Origin of the sequence: Anoxybacillus andreesenii, assembly GCF_030813005.1 — a bacterium.
GTDB classification, from domain to species: Bacteria; Bacillota; Bacilli; order Bacillales; family Cytobacillaceae; genus Robertmurraya; species Robertmurraya andreesenii.
Window position 1 is genome coordinate 89,204 of sequence record NZ_JAUSTU010000009.1, and the last position, 18,652, is coordinate 107,855.

Consider the following 18,652-nt stretch of genomic DNA (forward strand, 5'->3'; position numbering starts at 1 on the left):
TTAAATAACCCAAGTATGAAAGGGAGGTCAACATGAACGAGCTTATATCGAAGCTGAAAGAACTGAATGTAGGCAATGTAAAAGAAAACGAGCGGCTTGCGAATCATACCACCATAAAAATTGGTGGACCAGCAGATATCTTTGTGGAGCCGTCATCGGTTGAAAATTTACAAAAAACGATGGAGCTTATTCGGCAGTATAATGTGCCATGGCGAGCAATTGGAAGAGGTTCAAATTTACTCGTTTCCGATCGGGGCATCGAAGGCATCGTGATCAAACTGGGGTCTGGCCTAGATCAGTTTGAATTAAATGGGACAGAATTAACAGTGGATAGTGGTTACTCATTAGTTGCATTGGCAACCTCAATTAGCAAGAAGGGACTTTCAGGATTGGAGTTTGCTAGCGGTATCCCCGGGTCTGTAGGTGGTGCAGTCTATATGAATGCTGGTGCACATGGCTCAGATATTTCGAGAATCCTGTCAAAGGCTCTTGTCTTATTTGAAAACGGCGAGCTGGAGTGGTTGAGCAATGATGAAATGGAATTCTCCTATCGAACGTCCGTCCTACAGAAAAAACGCCCCGGGGTCGTTGTTCGTGCAGTCTTTCAACTGACTGAAGGAGACAGGGAGAGCATTCAGGCGGAAATGAAGAAGAATAAAGATTATCGTAAAGTGACACAGCCGTGGAATCTTCCATGTGCAGGTAGTATTTTTCGAAATCCATTGCCGAATTATGCTGGTCAGCTTATTGAAGAAGCGGGTTTAAAGGGGTATTCAATTGGTGGAGCAAAGATCTCGGAAATGCATGGGAATTTCATCGTTAATAACGGTGGTGCAACGGCAGAAGATGTTCTTAATTTGATCCAATTTGTAAAGGATAAAATCTATGAAAGCAAACAAATCAAAATGGAGACAGAAGTGGAAATAATTGGCCGCAAATAAGTCTATTTTTTCCTTACTTCTGCCAAATTTTATGGTATAATATATCACTAGAGATCACATATTTTCTGGATAAACAGGAGGAATAACGGCATGAGTGTTCGTGCCGTTGTTTTCTCTTTTATAATATTATTTTTGGATAATACTTGGCTCAGGGAAATCGAGGTGAAGGGATTGGGAAAAGGAAAGATCGTATCGCTTGAGGATCGGGTTCCTAAGCTTAAACAACAAAGAAGGAGAAAAGCGAATAAGAGACTTATTTTTTTACTGCTTCTGTTTTTTACTTTGATCAGTTGTGTTGTTTATTTCCAGTCACCTTTAAGCCATGTAAATAAGATAAGGGTTGTTGGAAATAAGGCTTATACAACAGATCAATTGATTGCTCAAACGGGTTTAACAAAACAAACCAATATTTGGAGAATTGATAAGAAGAAAATAGCAACTAAGCTAAAAGCATTATCAGAGGTTAAATCAGCCAAATTAAAGAGGGAGTTTCCTAATAATTTCTTAATTACGATAAAGGAATGGGACAGGATCGCCTATATGATGAAAGATGGGGTTTTTTGGCCAATTCTTGAAAATGGAGAAATTCTGAAGCAGGAAACAAGTACGATCCCGGTAAATTCACCTGTTCTTATGGGCTTTTCTGGGGGGGAAGCAACCGAGGAGATGATTGCTGCGCTTAATCAACTCCCAACAGAGGTGTTAAATTCAATTTCCGAAATTCATCATACTCCAAAAGAAACGGATAAATTACATATTACCCTCTATATGAATGATGGGTTTGAGGTCAGTGCTACCATTAGAAGCTTTGCTGAAAAAATGGCTCATTACCCGGCGATCGTCAGTCAGCTCGATCCAAATGTAAAAGGGGTTATCGACATGGAATTGGGACCGTATTTCAGACCCTATCAGTTAGAGGATGCTAATGAGGAGAATGATAACAATGAGGAAGAGAGGTAGGCATGTCATTCTCTCCTTGGTTTGTTTGGTTTTGGGATATATGATCGCTTTTTCCTATCAAATTACGCTAAAAAAACAACCGGAAACGATTTCGAATAGCCAGTGGGAACGTGATGTCAAGCTCCGGGATCAATTAATCGCCCAAGAGGAAACGAACCGTGAGCTACAAAAAGAGTTGAATAAAAAACAAAACAAATTACTGGAAATCGAAAAAGATCTGTCTCAGGAGGAGCAAGTATTTTTTAATCTTGCTGAAGACGCTGAAAAATACCGGATTTTTCTTGGCAAGGTTAAGGTAAAAGGCAAGGGAGTTACCGTTACTCTTGAGGATGGTCAATATGATCCACGTGAAGAAAATATCAACAATTACATTGTTCATGAGCATCATGTGTTCAATGTTATTAATGAGCTGTATGTTTCTGGTGCAACTGCTGTTGCGATCAATGGCCAGAGGCTTTCACATAACTCGTACATCGTTTGTAATGGACCTGTCATTGAGGTCGATGGAAATCCTCATCCAGCCCCTTTCGTCATAACTGCGATTGGTGACCCAGACATATTATCCTCTGCATTGAACATTACTGGTGGAGTAAAGGACATGCTTGTGAATGAGAACATTACCTTCAAGCTAGAAGAAAATGATGAAATTATTCTTGACCCTATTCTTGGTTCTTAGAACAAGTTTCTTTAAAACTATATTGTTGCTTTTATACCGCCTTATATGTGTCCGTTCATTAAGTTATTCGTACCGAATAAAACACGTTCACGCACACATATAAGGCTGGATATCAATAATGTTAAGAATTGAATTCTTGTCCACAATAATAGAAGGTTAGGTGATTTGGTGGGCAATAAAAAAGTAATGAGCTTTACATTGATATTAATGATCATTGGTTTCATGCTAGCCATTCAATTCCACTCGGTCAAGCAGCCTGAGGTTCGAGATACGCGTGATACGTGGCAGCTGAGAGAGGATTTGAAGAAGGAGATGGAGCTGCAGTCAAATTTGATCAAGGAAATTAGATCGAATGAAACGAAAATTTCTGAATATGAACATTCTCGAAAACAAGGACGAGAGCAAACCTTACGCAAAACCTTGGAGGAACTGAAGGAAGAAGCGGGATTGACAGAAGTAACTGGGCCAGGGGTGAAGCTCGTCATAAGCCGAATAGATGAGGCTTTGGTTTTGGAAAATGTGGAGGCCACTCTATCTCCTGATTTGCTAAGAAGGCTCTTAAATGAATTAAATATGTATGGAGCGAAGCACGTCTCCATCGGTGGTCAAAGAGTCATTAATACAACAGTCATAAGAGAAATTGCCGGTGAAGCAAAAATAAATGGCCGTTCGCTTAGGGCCTTCCCCTTGGAAGTATTGGTTGTAACGGAGGATTTCCAATCAGCAAAAGAATTATACAATCGAATGATCGTTTCAAAAGCTGTCGAAGAATTTTTTATCGACAATTTACAAGTTAAAGTGCAACAACCTGAAATGAAAATATCAGTTCCTGCGTATGAGGATGCGATTCGAATTAGAAATATTGAGTCAGTGAAAGCTGATAAAGGAGGAAGTTAGAAATGTGGCTTCCGTTACTAGGACTTTTGATAGGGGTCTTTTTAGGTCTATTGAGCGATTTTAGCATACCGGATGAGTATTCAAACTACTTATCAATCGCTATCCTGGCAGCTTTAGACACGCTATTTGGCGGGATCAGAGCTTATCTTCAGAATATATACGATGAAAAAGTCTTTGTTTCTGGGTTTTTCTTTAATATTGCATTGGCTGCAAGTTTAGCTTTTCTAGGTGTCCATCTTGGTGTAGACTTGTATTTAGCAGCAGTCTTTGCTTTTGGGGTAAGGTTATTCCAGAACATTGCAGTGATCCGCAGAATATTATTAACGAAATGGTCAACTAAACGAGAAAATTAGAAAAAATTGATTTTATTAAAAGGGAAAATATCAATTTTGCCGAATAATTTTAGGAAACGACAATTAATATAAATAAATTAATATTAAATGTTTGTTGTTCTGTAAATTGAATTGCTTAAGAGGAGGTGCCAGTGGGAATGAACAGCAACGACATATATGTAAGTCTTGACATCGGTACATCCAGTGTAAAAGTCATCATTGGGGAAATGGTCAATGATGCTTTGAATATTATTGGAGTAGGTAATGTAAAATCCGAAGGCTTAAGAAAAGGCTCTATCGTTGATATAGATGAAACCGTTCATTCTATTAAAAGGGCTGTGGAACAGGCTGAAAGAATGATAGGGATGGAAATTACCCAAGTGATTGTCGGTGTTACAGGAAACCATGTTCATCTCCAGCCTTGTCATGGGGTAGTGGCGGTTTCAAGTGCAAATCGTGAAATAACAAATGACGATATTACAAGAGTGATTGATGCAGCGCAGGTTGTATCTATTCCTCCAGAACGTGAAATCATCGATTGTATACCAAAACAATTCATTGTAGATGGTTTAGATGAGATCACGGACCCAAGAGGGATGATCGGTGTTCGTCTTGAAATGGAAGGAACAATCATTACAGGATTAAAGACAGTATTACATAACACATTGCGATGTGTAGAAAGAGCAGGTCTCGAAATATTAGATATTTCTCTACAACCACTAGCAGCTGGAGCTTTTGCTCTCTCAAAGGACGAAAAGAATTTGGGAGTTGCTCTAGTTGATATCGGCGGAGGTTCTACCTCCATTGCTGTTTTTGAAAATGGGTTCTTGAAGGCAACCAGTGTGATTCCACTCGGGGGAGACCATCTTACGAAGGATTTATCCATTGGGCTTCGTACGTCGACGGAGGATGCGGAAAAAATCAAACTCAAACATGGACATGCCTTTTATGATCTAGCTTCAGAAGAGGAGATTTTTAGCGTCCCAATCATTGGCAGCGATCAGCATCAACAATTTAGTCAATTAGAGGTTGCTGATATTATTGAAGCTAGAATGGAAGAAATTTTTGATTTGATTCAAGAGGAAATTAAGCGATTGGGAATTCATGATTTACCAGGTGGATATGTCTTAACTGGAGGAGTTGCGAACACTGGTGGAATACTAGAATTGGCTCAAGTTATTTTTCAAAATCGAGTTCGTATTGCTATTCCTGATTATATTGGTGTACGAGAGCCCCAATATACAACTGCGGTTGGCTTGATTAAATTTGCTTATAAGAATGCAAAAATACAGGGCAGAAGCTTAAGTAGTCAACCTGCAATTCATGAGATGAAAGAAAAAAGGGTGCCAAAGCAATCACAAACAAAAGCAAAAGCGGAAAAACAACCAGATGAAAAAATTACATCAAGAGTAAAGAAATTCCTTGGTTACTTTTTTGAATAATTAGAATATTATTAGAAACCTAATGCTATGAAACTAGTTCAATTATTTTACTTGATAGAGAAATGGTCGACATTAGGATCATTGCATTAACCGAAATCGTGAGAACAGTCATCAGGAATATCGACGAATTAGGAGGATTTGTGATGTTGGAATTTGATACAAATTTAGATTCATTAGCAACTATAAAAGTAATCGGCGTCGGTGGAGGCGGAAATAATGCGGTAAACCGGATGATTGAACACGGGGTCCAAGGTGTTGAATTTATTGCCGTTAATACAGATGCTCAAGCTTTGAACCTTTCAAAGGCTGAGGTGAAAATGCAAATTGGTGGGAAACTAACCCGTGGGCTTGGAGCTGGTGCGAACCCGGAGGTCGGTAAGAAAGCGGCTGAAGAGAGCAAGGAACAGATTGAAGAAGCCTTACAAGGAGCGGATATGGTGTTCGTAACAGCCGGAATGGGTGGGGGAACCGGAACAGGTGCTGCTCCAGTCATCGCTCAAATTGCGAGAGATTTAGGCGCACTTACTGTGGGGGTTGTCACTCGTCCATTTACCTTTGAGGGAAGAAAGCGATCCACTCAAGCGGCAGGTGGAATCGAAGCGATGAAGCAAGCAGTAGATACATTGATTGTCATACCTAATGATAGACTGCTTGAAATTGTAGATAAGAGCACACCAATGCTAGAGGCATTCCGTGAAGCTGATAATGTATTACGTCAAGGGGTTCAAGGAATTTCAGATTTAATTGCTGTGCCTGGACTAATTAACCTGGATTTTGCCGATGTTAAGACGATAATGTCTAATAAAGGGTCAGCTCTTATGGGGATTGGTGTTGCCTCAGGTGAAAACCGTGCAGCTGATGCTGCGAAGAAGGCGATCTCTTCCCCACTTCTAGAAACATCCATTGATGGTGCTCAGGGTGTTCTAATGAACATTACAGGTGGCTCCAATTTGAGCCTATATGAGGTTCAAGAAGCAGCTGATATTGTTGCGACAGCATCAGACCAGGAAGTCAACATGATTTTTGGTTCAGTTATCAATGAAGATTTGAAAGATGAAATTGTTGTAACGGTCATTGCTACAGGTTTTAATGAGGAAGTCGCTCAGCCGAAGAACTTAAGACCGACGATGGGACAGGTCAAATCACCTTCCTATGATAAGGGACGCAGAGAGGTCCGTAGAGAGGAAGAAGCACCTGAACAAGTAAGAACGGTAACACAGCAGGAGGATACATTAGATATCCCTACTTTCCTAAGAAACCGTAACCGTAGAAGACAATAGAGAAATAAATAAGAAAAAAGCATGATCCAACTGGGTCATGCTTTTTTAATTCCTCTGTTTTTGCTGATGATGAAAAAATGACAAAATCCGAATGAATATGTGAAAATTACTGCTTTTTTATTTCAAGAAGTGACACACTTTCATAATGGATGTACGCTATACTTTTTCGTAACGGATTGATAGATTTCCAATGTACAAAAAGGAGGAGAGCGGTTGACGATCTATTTGGATGTCATTTGGGCACTCAATTTCCTGTTCGACACCCTGCTCTTGTATTTAACGGCAATTCTTTTAAAGAGGAGGATCAAGGTTCCGAGACTTATATTAGGTGGATTTACCGGCTCAATCATCATTTTATTAACGATTACTCCATTACATACCTATTCCAACCATCCAATGTCAAAATTATTTTTTTCGTTCCTTATGGTGCTTGCTGTCTTTGGATATAAAAGGTTGTCTTATTTCTTAAGTGGTTTAATGACCCTCTATCTTGTTACTTTTCTGACCGGGGGTGCAATAATAGGAGTCCATTATTTTATTCAATTTGATTTCAAACTGGCAACGGATGTTGCTTTAAAAAGTATTCATGGTTTTGGCGACCCAATTAGCTGGTTGTTTGTGTTTATTGGTTTTCCTTTAGCCTGGCATTTTTCAAAGTCAACATTGGAGAAAATGGAGGTTACGAAGATTCAGTATGAGCAAATTGTTGATGTTATCATAAAGATCGACGAGTATGAATTGAATTTCAAAGGACTTATAGACAGCGGAAACCAGCTCTATGATCCTATCTCCAAAATGCCGGTTATGTTTGTTTCAATTAATAAAATAGAAAAATTACCTGAAGCGCTTATTCAGCTCGGAGGTAATAGTGAAGATATTATTCTAGGAAAAAGGACACTTGAGTTAAATTGGGAAAAGAGGATGCGCATTATTCCTTATAAGGTCGTTGGACAGGAGCATCAGCTTGTAATCGGCATTAAGCCAGATGAAATTTTCATTAGAAGCAAAGATAAAGCATGGGCTGTGGACAAAGGACTTGTTTGTTTTACGAGCCAACAGCTCTCCTCTGACGATGCTTTCCAATGTATTGTTCATCCTAAAATGTTAACAGGAACTTATCAAACAACGATCAAAGTAGGTTAATAATTGGCTCTTTGCTAAAACAGCTTAATAAATTGACAAAGTCTTGAAGGAGGACAACAGATGAAAAAACTTAAACTTCGCTTATCATACTATTGGTATAAGCTATTAATAAAATTGCGTCTAAAAACGGATGAAATATACTATATCGGTGGAAGCGAAGCTCTCCCTCCTCCATTATCGAAGGAAGAAGAAGAAGTATTGCTGCAAAAGCTGCCTAATGGTGATAAGGCAGCCAGATCAATTTTGATTGAAAGAAACTTGCGTCTCGTTGTCTATATTGCTAGAAAGTTTGAAAACACTGGAATCAATATTGAGGACTTGATTAGCATTGGAACCATTGGCCTCATTAAAGCCGTCAATACATTTAATCCAGAAAAGAAGATCAAACTGGCTACCTATGCTTCACGATGCATTGAAAATGAAATTCTGATGTACTTAAGAAGAAACAATAAAATCAGGTCGGAGGTATCTTTTGACGAACCTTTAAATATTGATTGGGATGGGAACGAGCTTCTCTTATCCGACGTGTTGGGGACAGAGGAGGATATCATTACGAAAAATCTAGAGGCAACGGTGGATAAAAAGCTCCTCCTAAAAGCACTCCATCAGCTCTCTGATCGGGAAAAGCAAATTATGGAGTTGAGATTTGGTCTTGGCAGCGAGGAGGAAAAGACACAAAAGGACGTCGCAGATATGCTTGGTATTTCCCAGTCCTACATTTCACGCCTGGAAAAACGGATCATCAAACGATTGAAGAAAGAATTTAATAAAATGGTCTAATGGATCCAGTTCTGTAAAAAATTTTTATTGATATTTAACTCAATCGACATCAGATTTCTATCTGTTTTCCGACAACTTTCGACACTCTTCCACTTGGTGCAAGGTGCATATTTTTCCTCTTCAAGGAGATACTGTTTTTTGTACAGCAACTCCTATGAGGAGGGAAAAGAATTGACTCGAAATAAAGTTGAAATATGCGGTGTAGACACATCAAAGCTCCCAGTATTAAAGAATGAAGAAATGCGAAAGCTCTTCAAAGAAATGCAAAATGGGGATACTACCGCACGTGAGAAACTCGTCAATGGGAATTTACGTCTCGTCTTAAGTGTGATTCAACGCTTTAATAATCGGGGCGAGTTTGTTGATGACCTATTCCAGGTAGGCTGCATAGGTCTGATGAAATCAATTGATAACTTTGATTTAGGTCAAAATGTAAAGTTTTCTACTTATGCTGTTCCGATGATTATTGGAGAAATTAGACGCTATTTACGGGATAATAACCCTATTCGTGTATCACGCTCACTCAGAGATATTGCTTACAAAGCACTGCAGGTGAGGGAAAAATTAATGAGTGAGACTTCAAAGGAACCGACGGCTGTAGAAATCGCCAAGGTGCTCGATGTTCCCCATGAAGAAATCGTCTTTGCTCTAGATGCGATTCAAGATCCTGTATCCTTGTTTGAACCGATCTACAATGATGGCGGAGACCCGATCTATGTGATGGACCAGCTCAGTGATGAAAGGAATAAGGATATTAATTGGATTGAAGAAATTGCCTTAAAGGAAGGGATGAGACGACTCAACGAAAGGGAAAAACTCATTCTTAGAAAAAGATTTTTTCAAGGAAAAACACAAATGGAAGTGGCAGAGGAAATTGGAATTTCACAAGCCCAAGTATCTCGTCTAGAAAAGGCTGCCATCAAACAAATGAATAAACATATACAGAGCTAAGCTGCCATTTTTGGCAGCTTTATTCATTTTTCAACTCCCATCTCTCATATACATAGTTAAGAGAAATCATGGGGGTTGATCGTGATGGTTAGAATTTCTGAGTTTCAAATGAAGGATGTTATCAATATATCGGATGGAAAAAAACTAGGAAATATTTCAGATGTAGACATTAATCTAAAGTCGGGTAAGATCGAAGCGATTATTATTGCAGGCACTGGGAAAGTGCTCGGTCTATTTGGAAGAGACGAAGAAGTTACGATCTCTTGGAAAAATATTCTCAAGGTAGGAGAGGATGTTATCCTAGTTCGTTATAAAGATATAGCGGAAATCAAATATATTGAAGAATAGAATTTAAATTAGTTTTACTGTGAGGAAAGTGTCTTCTGTGTTACACTATATAAAAACAGAATGAGGGTACAAAACATGGAGCCATTCTTTTTAAAGAATGAATCATTTTATCTAATTGAGGACTGGATGAAAGATCATCTAGTGGCTGGATTTACAACGAGGAATGGTGGGAGAAGCGAGGGGGGTTTTTCTACCTTAAATTTAGGATACCATGTCAATGATGCTCCCGATTCCGTTTTACATAATCGAAAAATAGTTTCGGAGCTTCTTGACTTCCCCCTAAATCGCTGGATTGCTGCCGAGCAAACTCATGATGCAAGGATCATGAAGGTCACAGTGGAAGACGCAGGAAGAGGAGCGACATCATACTCAGATTCCTTCAAAGGCACAGATGGGTTTTTCACAAAGGAATCTGGCATCCTTTTAACGATGTGTTATGCTGATTGTGTGCCTTTATACTTTTATGCGCCAAAAGCTCATGCAATTGGTCTAGCACATGCGGGCTGGAAGGGCACTGTTAAAGGGATAGGAAGCGAAATGATTCGTGTCTTTGAGGAAGAGAATATAAGAGCAGAAGACATTTTTGTTGTGATTGGTCCATCAATTTGCGAAAATTGTTATGTAGTGGACGACTACGTTATCAAATTTGTTCAAAATAGACTAGAAGATGTCGAAGAAAAACCATATAATCTAATTAGTGGCAATCAATACCAGCTTGACTTAAAAGAAGCAAATCGCTTGATTTTGATGAAGGCAGGTATTAAGGAAGAAAATATTCAAGTATCAGATTTATGCACCAGCTGCCAAGAAAAACAATTTTTCTCTCACCGGCGTGATAAGGGAAAAACTGGTCGCATGATGAGCTTTCTTGCTTGGAAGGAGGATTTGCAATAGTTCAGATGCAAGTCACAGATAATCTTACTCAAATTAACAAACAAATTGCGGAGGCCTGTGAAAAAGCGGGTCGCAATCCAAATGACATAACAATTATCGCTGTAACGAAATATGTTTCGATCGAGCGAGCAAAAGAAGCACTAGAAGCAGGGATCACTCATCTTGGTGAAAACCGGGAAGAGGGAATTCAGGTAAAGTGGGAGGCGCTTGGGGACAAGCCTACATGGCATTTTATCGGCTCCCTCCAAACTAGGAAGGTCAAGAACATCATTGACAAGGTCGATTATATCCATTCATTGGACCGATTATCCTTGGCAAAGGAAATTAATAAACGGGCAAATCAGCCGCTCAATTGTTTTGTACAGGTGAAAACATCTGAAGAGGAATCGAAGCATGGGCTTGCTCCAGAAGAAGTACTTCCGTTTATTAAAGAACTGAATGATTTTTCAAAAATAAGAGTAGTTGGTTTAATGACCATGGCACCCTTCACGAATGATGAGCAGGTGCTGAGGGATTGCTTTAGAACTGTAAAGAATTTGCAGAGGGAAATACAAGAGCTGAATTTGGACTATGCACCATGCCTTGAACTTTCTATGGGGATGTCCAATGATTTTGCAATTGCCATCGAAGAGGGTGCAACAATGGTTCGAATCGGGACCGCATTAGTCGGTGAATAGAGGTGTAAGGATGAGTCTTAAGTCTAAAATAAAGACATTCTTTTTTCTTGATGATGAATATGATTATGATGATGAAGAAATGTATGAGGAAGAGGTGCCACCTGCGAGATCACAGAAGCATCAGCCTGCAGTGCAAAAACAGAATGTGGTGAGTCTGCAAAGTGTGCAGAAGTCATCCAAGGTTGTTTTAGTGGAGCCGCGTGTATATGCAGAGGCACAGGATATTGCGGATCAATTAAAGAATCGCCGTGCCGTTGTCGTCAACCTGCAGCGAATTGATCGCGATCAGGCGAAGCGGATTGTTGATTTTCTAAGTGGAACGGTTTATGCGATTGGTGGCGATATTCAGAAAATTGGTACTGATATTTTCCTTTGTACTCCAGATAACGTGGAGGTATCTGGAAGTATTTCACAAATACTCCAAGAAACAGATTTTGAAGATTCGAGGTGGTAGCTTCACATGGGATTTGTTTTTTCTATACTGTTTAACCTAATTTATATTTACTCATGGGCGCTCATTATCTATATTTTGATGTCCTGGTTCCCAAATGCAAGAGAAACATCAATAGGACAATTTTTGACAAGAATTTGTGAACCTTATTTAGAGCCTTTTCGTAGAATTATCCCGCCGATTGGGATGATTGATATTTCTCCGATTGTGGCGATATTGGTTTTACGTTTCGCTGGATATGGGCTAGAGCAAGTGTTTAGATGGGTAATTTAAGATTATGAATGATTGAAAAAAGGGGCTCAATTTGACTCCCCTTTTTTACTTTCTAAGGGTGATGAAATGAATATTTATCAGCATTTCCGCAGTGAAGAGCATGACTTTATCGATCAAGTTCTAGAATGGAAGGAATATGTGGAGAATTCTTATAGCCCCAAGCTCACCGATTTCCTAGACCCGAGGGAGCAGCAGATTGTTCAAACGATCATCGGTACGCAGTCAGATGTTAAGGTTGATTTTTCTGGTGGGCTTGTTTCAAATGAACGAAAAAGAGCCCTTATTTTCCCTGACTATTACACCGTCGAGGAAAGTGATTTTCAAATTCAATTATTTGAAGTTGACTATCCAGCGAAATTTATCACGATTGAACATCCTCAGGTTCTTGGAAGTCTGATGTCATTAGGATTAAAGAGAGGGAAATTCGGCGATATCCTCGTCAAGAATGAGCGTGTGCAGTTTTTGGTGGGAAAAGAGGTTAGTGATTATATTCAGCTTCAGCTCACAAAAATTGGACGTGCCTCCGTTACTCTGAAGGAAGTTCCTTTAACAGAGGGGATTCTTGTAAGTGATAGCTGGATTGAGCTGTCAGCTACAGTTTCATCGCTTCGATTAGATGCGGTCATATCAGCAATCTTCAATATTTCCAGGCAGAAATCTCAGGAGTATATTAAGCATGGGCTTGTGAAGGTGAATTGGACAACCATCGAGAATTCCGGATTTATCTGTGATGTGGCGGATATTCTCTCCGTCCGTGGCTATGGGAGAGCCAAGCTTGTTTCTTTGGAAGGGAAAACAAAGAAGGATAAATGGCGGATTGTGGCTGGGAAACAAAAATAGGGGAAATTAAAAAAATATGCAGGAAAAGCTATGGTTATGTCGAATATTTGCATATAATCGAAAATACATAGGATTATAATAATTTTGGAGGTGGCCTTATGCCATTAACACCTTTAGATATACATAACAAGGAATTTAATAAAGGGTTCCGTGGTTATGATGAGGATGAGGTAAACGAATTTCTTGATCAAGTGATTAAGGATTATGAAATTATTATCCGTGAAAAGAAAGAGCTGGAGGAAAAGCTCAATGATTTGAATGAACGTCTGGGCCATTTCTCTAGCATTGAGGAAACCTTGAATAAATCGATTGTGATCGCACAGGAAGCAGCTGAAGAAGTGAAGAGAAATGCGCAAAAGGAAGCAAAGCTGATCATCAAGGAAGCGGAGAAAAATGCTGATAGAATCGTTAATGAATCATTATCTAAAGCCCGGAAAATTGCCCTTGAAATAGAGGATCTGAAGAAGCAATCGAAGGTTTTCCGCACGAGATTTAAGATGCTAATTGAAGCACAGCTAGACCTTTTGAATAATGATGATTGGGATCATTTACTACAATATGAGGTCGATGCATCCGAGTTAAAATCTGCAGAAGAAGATTCCCTAGCTTGACGTAAAAGACCGAAAAAGCATATAATACGGTATTATAATGATAATTAATACAATGAGAGGGACAGTACAATTTTTCTGGTACTACTTTAGCGAGTCGAAGATGGTGGGAGTTCGACGTAGATGAAGGATTGGAAGATCACCCTTGAGTACCGGGCTGAACGTAATTACATTGCTATTAGGCTTTGGCGAGTCATTCACGTTACGAATTTTATTGAGCGGATAGATTTTTCTATCTACTAGGGTGGTACCGCGGGATTTAAACCTTCTCGTCCCTTTTTGGGATGAGGAGGTTTTTTATTTTTATTGGCAAGAATAGTAAGAGAGTTTTTTAGGAGGAAAGGAAATGGATTATAAAGACACATTGTTAATGCCAAAAACGGAATTCCCAATGCGTGGCAACCTGCCAAAGAGGGAACCTGAGATTCAGGAAAAATGGAAAGAGATGGACATTTATCAAGCGGTTCAGGATCGAACAAAGGGGCGCCCAATGTTCGTCTTACACGATGGACCTCCTTATGCAAATGGCGACATTCATATGGGTCATGCAATGAATAAAATTTTGAAGGACTTTATCGTTCGTTTTAAATCGATGAGCGGATACCATGCTCCGTATGTTCCGGGCTGGGACACACATGGACTTCCGATCGAACAGGCGTTAGCAAATAAAGGTGTGAAAAGAAAAGAATTTTCTGTTGCGGAGTTCCGCAAGCTTTGCGAAGAATATGCTAATGAGCAAATTAATAACCAACGCGAACAGTTCAAACGCCTCGGGGTTCGAGGAGATTGGGAAAACCCTTATATTACGTTAAAGCCAGAATATGAGGCCCAGCAAATTAAGGTTTTTGGTGAAATGGCGAAAAAGGGCTATATCTATAAAGGCCTTAAGCCTGTCTATTGGTCTCCATCCAGTGAATCGGCGCTTGCTGAAGCGGAGATTGAGTACAAGGACAAACGCTCTCCATCCATTTATGTGGCATTTGATGTAAAGGATGGCAAAGATGTATTAGATACTGATACGCAAATTATCATTTGGACTACAACTCCTTGGACGATTCCAGCGAATCTAGGAATTACGGTACACGGTGATTTAGACTATGTTGTTGTTGAGGCTTCCGGGAAGAAATATGTTATCGCAAAAGACCTTTTGGAGACTGTAGCAAAAGAACTTGGTTGGGAAAATCCATCTGTTTTAAAAACAGTTAAGGGTTCTGAGTTAGAGTATATTGTTGCCAAACATCCTCTCTATGATCGAGATTCTCTTGTGATGCTTGGCGAGCATGTTACGACTGATGCAGGAACAGGCTGTGTTCATACGGCTCCAGGACATGGGGAGGACGACTTCCTTGTTGGAAAGAAATATGGCCTTGATGTCCTAAGTCCAGTGGATGATAAAGGGGTCTTTACAAGCGAAGCGGAAGGTTTCGAGGGTTTGTTCTATGACACTGCGAATAAGCCAATTACGGAAAAGCTTCAAGAGGTTGGAGCCTTGTTAAAATTAGATTTTATCACCCACTCCTATCCGCATGATTGGAGAACGAAAAAGCCGGTCATCTTCCGTGCTACCGCTCAATGGTTTGCTTCCATTAAGGATTTCCGGGGCGAGCTTCTTGAAGCGGTTAAAGAAACGAAATGGGTACCTGCTTGGGGAGAAACAAGACTTTTCAATATGGTAAGAGACCGTGGCGATTGGTGTATTTCTCGTCAACGTGTATGGGGCGTACCAATTCCTGTATTCTACGGTGAGAATGGTGAACCAATCATTACGGACGAAACTATCGAGCAAGTTTCAAATCTATTCCGTGAACATGGTTCAAATGTCTGGTTCGAACGTGAAGCGAAGGATTTACTGCCAGAAGGCTTTACCCATGAGTCAAGTCCAAATGGTCTTTTCACGAAAGAAACCGATATTATGGATGTTTGGTTTGATTCCGGTTCATCCCATCAAGCTGTATTAGAGGAAAGAGAGGACCTACAGCGTCCCGCAGACCTTTATTTAGAGGGCTCTGACCAGTATCGTGGCTGGTTTAACTCTTCTTTATCAACAGCTGTTGCTGTCACAGGTAAGGCACCTTATAAGGGAGTGCTGAGCCATGGCTTTGCTCTTGATGGAGAAGGTAGAAAAATGAGTAAATCACTTGGAAATACGATTTTACCTGCTAAGGTCATGAACCAGCTTGGCGCCGATATTTTACGCCTGTGGGTTGCTTCTGTTGATTATCAGGCAGATGTGAGGGTATCAGATGCGATCCTTAAACAGGTGGCAGAGGTGTACCGCAAAATCCGCAACACATTCCGCTTCTTACTCGGTAACCTTGCAGATTTTAACCCTGAGACCAATAAGGTCGCATATCAAGACTTAAGAGAAGTGGACCAGTTTATTTTAGTAAAATTAAATAGCCTGATTAAAAATGTGCTCAATGCTTATGAAAACTATGAATATTCAGCGATTTATCATGCGATTAACAATTTCTGTACACTTGATCTAAGTGCCTTCTATCTAGACTTTGCCAAGGATGTTTTATACATTGAAGCGGAAAATAATCAAGAGCGCAGGGCTATTCAAACTGTACTCTATGAATGCTTGGTCGTACTAACAAAGCTTGTTACTCCTATTCTTCCTCATACAGCTGATGAGGTTTGGGGATACATTCCAAACGTTACAGAGGCAAGTGTTCAATTAACCGATATGCCTACTTTCAAGGAATTATCTAATAGTGAGCAGCTTGTTGACAAATGGACAAAAATTATGGAACTTCGTGATGATATTCTTAAGGCATTAGAGGAAGCGAGAAATGCCAAAGTAATTGGTAAGTCGTTACAGGCAAAAATTAGCCTATACGTAAACGAAGCGACAAAGGACTTGCTCGATTCTATCTCTGAGAATCTACAGCAAATCTTTATTGTATCTGGCTTTGAGGTTGCTGGTACTTACGAAGGGGCACCTGAAGAAGCGCTTAAGCTGGATACAGCTGCGATTGTGGTTTCAAAGGCTGAAGGTGAAACCTGTGAACGTTGCTGGGTTGTGACAACTGAGGTTGGACAGGATCAGGATCATCCAACAGTATGTCCTCGTTGTGCCCATATAGTAAAAGAACATTATCATATTTAGGATAAAACAAAACCCTCCGACACGTCTGTCCGGAGGGTTTTTAACATCTTTAGTCATGCTCTTATATAATAGATTATAGGGGGATTATTCCAGGTCCGTAAATCGTTGTGCTCAATGTCAAATGTTTTCCTGTGTCAGAAAATGACCTTCGGAGATAATAAGTGAAAACAAAATCTAAAACAAAATTGAACACGGAGGTTAAGATATGGAAGCCAACCTACAAAAGCTCTATTCAGAACTCCGTACGATCAAAAACGAATTACTGGAAAGTCTTATACATGAAAAATGTTCACCAGAGATTGCGCCTATAGTTGAGGAAGAACTTAAGGATATCGAAGAAACTTTAGAGAAAATCGAAGCAGGTAAGTTTGGACTTTGTGAGTTTTCGGGACAACTTATACCTGATGCTTATTTATACATGGTTCCAACAATTAAATCCATAGAAGATGTGAATGAAATCAACAGGTATTATTGTAAACCGATTTTTTCATGATGCTATCGTTTTTATGTGTAGTATGCTAAAATGCAAAGGTAACAATTACGCTGGAGCTGGAGGTTACCTTTGTGTTTTTTTATTACATAATTGCACTGCTCATTATTGCATTGGACCAATGGACAAAATGGTTGATTGTGAAAAATATGGAAATAGGGGAAAGCTTTAAGGTGATTGAGGATTTCCTATACATTACCTCCCATCGAAACCGAGGAGCCGCATGGGGAATTCTACAAGGACAAATGTGGTTTTTCTATGTCATTACCATTATTGTTATTATCGGAATAGTCTATTATATGGCAAAGTTTGCAAAAGGAAAAGGATTGCTAGGTGTATCTCTTGGCTTAATGCTTGGTGGAGCCATCGGAAATTTCATTGATCGGGTTTTCCGTAAAGAAGTGGTTGACTTTGTGAATACATATATTTTTGGCTATGATTTTCCTATTTTTAATGTGGCGGACTCAAGCCTGGTGGTAGGGGTTGCATTACTAATGATACAAATGTTTCGCGAAGAGCGACAAGCAAAGGAGAAGTCCCATGGAGAAAAAGGAACACATCATTCTTGAGGAAGAGGCTGGTCAAAGAATTGACAAGGTGCTTTCTTCTTTGAATGAAGAGTGGTCGAGAACACAGATACAGGCATGGATTAAAGAAGGCCATATCCTTGTCAATGGAAAAGCAGTTAAGACAAATTATAAGGTCAGCATGAATGATGCTATTGAGATTCTAATCCCAGAGCCTGAAGTGCTAGATGTGATTCCAGAGGAAATGAATCTCGATATTTATTATGAGGATGAGGATGTAGTCGTTGTGAATAAACCAAAAGGAATGGTTGTGCATCCTGCCCCTGGTCATTTGACAGGGACCCTTGTTAATGGGCTAATGGCTCATTGCAAGGATCTATCTGGGATTAATGGGGTACTCCGTCCAGGGATTGTTCACCGAATTGATAAAGACACATCTGGTCTATTAATGGTTGCGAAAAATGACTTGGCCCACGAAAGCCTTGTTAATCAGCTTGTAGAAAAGACGGTAACAAGAAAATATCGGGCTCTTGTTCACGGAAATATTCCCCATGATTATGGAACGATCAACGCACCAATCGCTCGTGATCCGAAAGATCGACAAAGCATGACGGTTGTAGATAATGGCAAGCATGCGGTTACACATTTTCAGGTACTGGAACGCTTTCAGAATTTCACTTTCGTGGAATGTCAGTTAGAAACAGGAAGAACCCATCAAATACGGGTTCATATGAAGTATATTGGCTATCCGCTTGCAGGGGATCCAAAATATGGCCCCCGAAAAACTTTAGATCTAGACGGGCAGGCATTGCACGCAGGAGTTCTGGGCTTCGAGCATCCTCGAACGAAGGAATATCTTGAATTTGAAGCCCCGCTTCCAAAGTACTTTGTCGAATTATTGGACAAGCTGCGAAATAATCATTGACAAAGGCTCCGCAGTGAATTAAGATGACTATAGTTTAATAAGTCCTTTAAAAACAGTCCAGAGAGGCTGAGAAGGAAACGGATAGTGAGCTGGGATTTTTATGCC

General features: G+C 39.9%; 21 protein-coding genes and 1 other annotated feature. All 21 genes read left to right on the forward strand.

Features of this window, described 5'->3' with window-relative positions; translation table 11 throughout:
* Window positions 1-32: 32 nt before the first annotated feature.
* Entirely contained in the window at window positions 33-941 is a 909-nt protein-coding gene (gene murB / locus J2S07_RS10980; RefSeq protein ID WP_307150445.1) for a UDP-N-acetylmuramate dehydrogenase, read from the forward strand.
* A 90-nt stretch (window positions 942-1,031) separates the two neighbouring features.
* Window positions 1,032-1,901 carry a cell division protein FtsQ/DivIB gene (locus J2S07_RS10985; RefSeq protein WP_307150446.1) on the forward strand — a complete coding sequence of 290 codons (870 nt, stop codon included), beginning with the start codon at window positions 1,032-1,034 and terminating at the stop codon, window positions 1,899-1,901.
* Window positions 1,876-2,577: a DUF881 domain-containing protein gene (locus J2S07_RS10990; protein WP_307150525.1), complete on the forward strand. Its 702-nt coding sequence runs from the start codon at window positions 1,876-1,878 to the stop codon at window positions 2,575-2,577. The genes J2S07_RS10985 and J2S07_RS10990 overlap by 26 nt, the downstream gene beginning before the upstream one ends.
* Before the next feature lie 168 nt (window positions 2,578-2,745).
* The gene (locus tag J2S07_RS10995; protein ID WP_307150526.1) at window positions 2,746-3,474 is read left to right on the forward strand and encodes a DUF881 domain-containing protein; all 729 of its coding nucleotides are present in this window, start codon (window positions 2,746-2,748) and stop codon (window positions 3,472-3,474) included.
* Between the two features lie 2 nt (window positions 3,475-3,476).
* Window positions 3,477-3,827 carry a small basic family protein gene (locus J2S07_RS11000; protein WP_307150447.1) on the forward strand — a complete coding sequence of 117 codons (351 nt, stop codon included), beginning with the start codon at window positions 3,477-3,479 and terminating at the stop codon, window positions 3,825-3,827.
* Between the two features lie 137 nt (window positions 3,828-3,964).
* The gene (gene ftsA, locus J2S07_RS11005) at window positions 3,965-5,248 is read left to right on the forward strand and encodes a cell division protein FtsA (protein WP_307150448.1); all 1,284 of its coding nucleotides are present in this window, start codon (window positions 3,965-3,967) and stop codon (window positions 5,246-5,248) included.
* A gap of 143 nt (window positions 5,249-5,391) precedes the next feature.
* A complete protein-coding gene (ftsZ, locus tag J2S07_RS11010) occupies window positions 5,392-6,528 on the forward strand; it encodes a cell division protein FtsZ (RefSeq protein ID WP_307150449.1) in 1,137 nt (378 codons plus the stop codon).
* Between the two features lie 213 nt (window positions 6,529-6,741).
* Window positions 6,742-7,671, forward strand: coding sequence for a sigma-E processing peptidase SpoIIGA (gene spoIIGA, locus J2S07_RS11015; RefSeq protein WP_307150450.1), 930 nt, complete (start codon window positions 6,742-6,744; stop codon window positions 7,669-7,671).
* A gap of 60 nt (window positions 7,672-7,731) precedes the next feature.
* Window positions 7,732-8,451, forward strand: coding sequence for an RNA polymerase sporulation sigma factor SigE (sigE, locus tag J2S07_RS11020; RefSeq protein WP_307150451.1), 720 nt, complete (start codon window positions 7,732-7,734; stop codon window positions 8,449-8,451).
* A 171-nt stretch (window positions 8,452-8,622) separates the two neighbouring features.
* Entirely contained in the window at window positions 8,623-9,402 is a 780-nt protein-coding gene (gene sigG / locus J2S07_RS11025; RefSeq protein WP_307150452.1) for an RNA polymerase sporulation sigma factor SigG, read from the forward strand.
* 84 nt (window positions 9,403-9,486) lie between these two features.
* Complete coding sequence (locus J2S07_RS11030; RefSeq protein WP_307150453.1) at window positions 9,487-9,750, forward strand: YlmC/YmxH family sporulation protein; 264 nt, start codon at window positions 9,487-9,489, stop codon at window positions 9,748-9,750.
* 75 nt (window positions 9,751-9,825) lie between these two features.
* Window positions 9,826-10,644: a peptidoglycan editing factor PgeF gene (gene pgeF / locus J2S07_RS11035; protein WP_307150454.1), complete on the forward strand. Its 819-nt coding sequence runs from the start codon at window positions 9,826-9,828 to the stop codon at window positions 10,642-10,644.
* A gap of 5 nt (window positions 10,645-10,649) precedes the next feature.
* Window positions 10,650-11,321, forward strand: coding sequence for a YggS family pyridoxal phosphate-dependent enzyme (locus J2S07_RS11040; protein ID WP_307150527.1), 672 nt, complete (start codon window positions 10,650-10,652; stop codon window positions 11,319-11,321).
* Between the two features lie 10 nt (window positions 11,322-11,331).
* Entirely contained in the window at window positions 11,332-11,775 is a 444-nt protein-coding gene (locus J2S07_RS11045) for a cell division protein SepF (RefSeq protein ID WP_307150455.1), read from the forward strand.
* 6 nt (window positions 11,776-11,781) lie between these two features.
* Window positions 11,782-12,045: a YggT family protein gene (locus tag J2S07_RS11050; RefSeq protein WP_307150456.1), complete on the forward strand. Its 264-nt coding sequence runs from the start codon at window positions 11,782-11,784 to the stop codon at window positions 12,043-12,045.
* A 66-nt stretch (window positions 12,046-12,111) separates the two neighbouring features.
* Window positions 12,112-12,885, forward strand: coding sequence for a YlmH family RNA-binding protein (locus J2S07_RS11055; RefSeq protein WP_307150457.1), 774 nt, complete (start codon window positions 12,112-12,114; stop codon window positions 12,883-12,885).
* 98 nt (window positions 12,886-12,983) lie between these two features.
* Window positions 12,984-13,496 carry a DivIVA domain-containing protein gene (locus J2S07_RS11060; protein WP_307150458.1) on the forward strand — a complete coding sequence of 171 codons (513 nt, stop codon included), beginning with the start codon at window positions 12,984-12,986 and terminating at the stop codon, window positions 13,494-13,496.
* Window positions 13,497-13,539: 43 nt separating this feature from the next.
* Window positions 13,540-13,773 (forward strand) — a binding site (T-box leader).
* Window positions 13,774-13,839: 66 nt separating this feature from the next.
* Window positions 13,840-16,605: an isoleucine--tRNA ligase gene (gene ileS, locus J2S07_RS11065; protein WP_307150459.1), complete on the forward strand. Its 2,766-nt coding sequence runs from the start codon at window positions 13,840-13,842 to the stop codon at window positions 16,603-16,605.
* A gap of 205 nt (window positions 16,606-16,810) precedes the next feature.
* Window positions 16,811-17,098, forward strand: a complete 288-nt coding sequence (locus J2S07_RS11070) for a hypothetical protein (protein WP_307150460.1) — start codon at window positions 16,811-16,813, stop codon at window positions 17,096-17,098.
* Between the two features lie 71 nt (window positions 17,099-17,169).
* The gene (lspA, locus tag J2S07_RS11075; protein ID WP_307150461.1) at window positions 17,170-17,664 is read left to right on the forward strand and encodes a signal peptidase II; all 495 of its coding nucleotides are present in this window, start codon (window positions 17,170-17,172) and stop codon (window positions 17,662-17,664) included.
* Window positions 17,636-18,547: an RluA family pseudouridine synthase gene (locus tag J2S07_RS11080; RefSeq protein WP_307150462.1), complete on the forward strand. Its 912-nt coding sequence runs from the start codon at window positions 17,636-17,638 to the stop codon at window positions 18,545-18,547. Before lspA ends, J2S07_RS11080 begins: the two co-directional genes overlap by 29 nt.
* Window positions 18,548-18,652 lie beyond the last annotated feature (105 nt).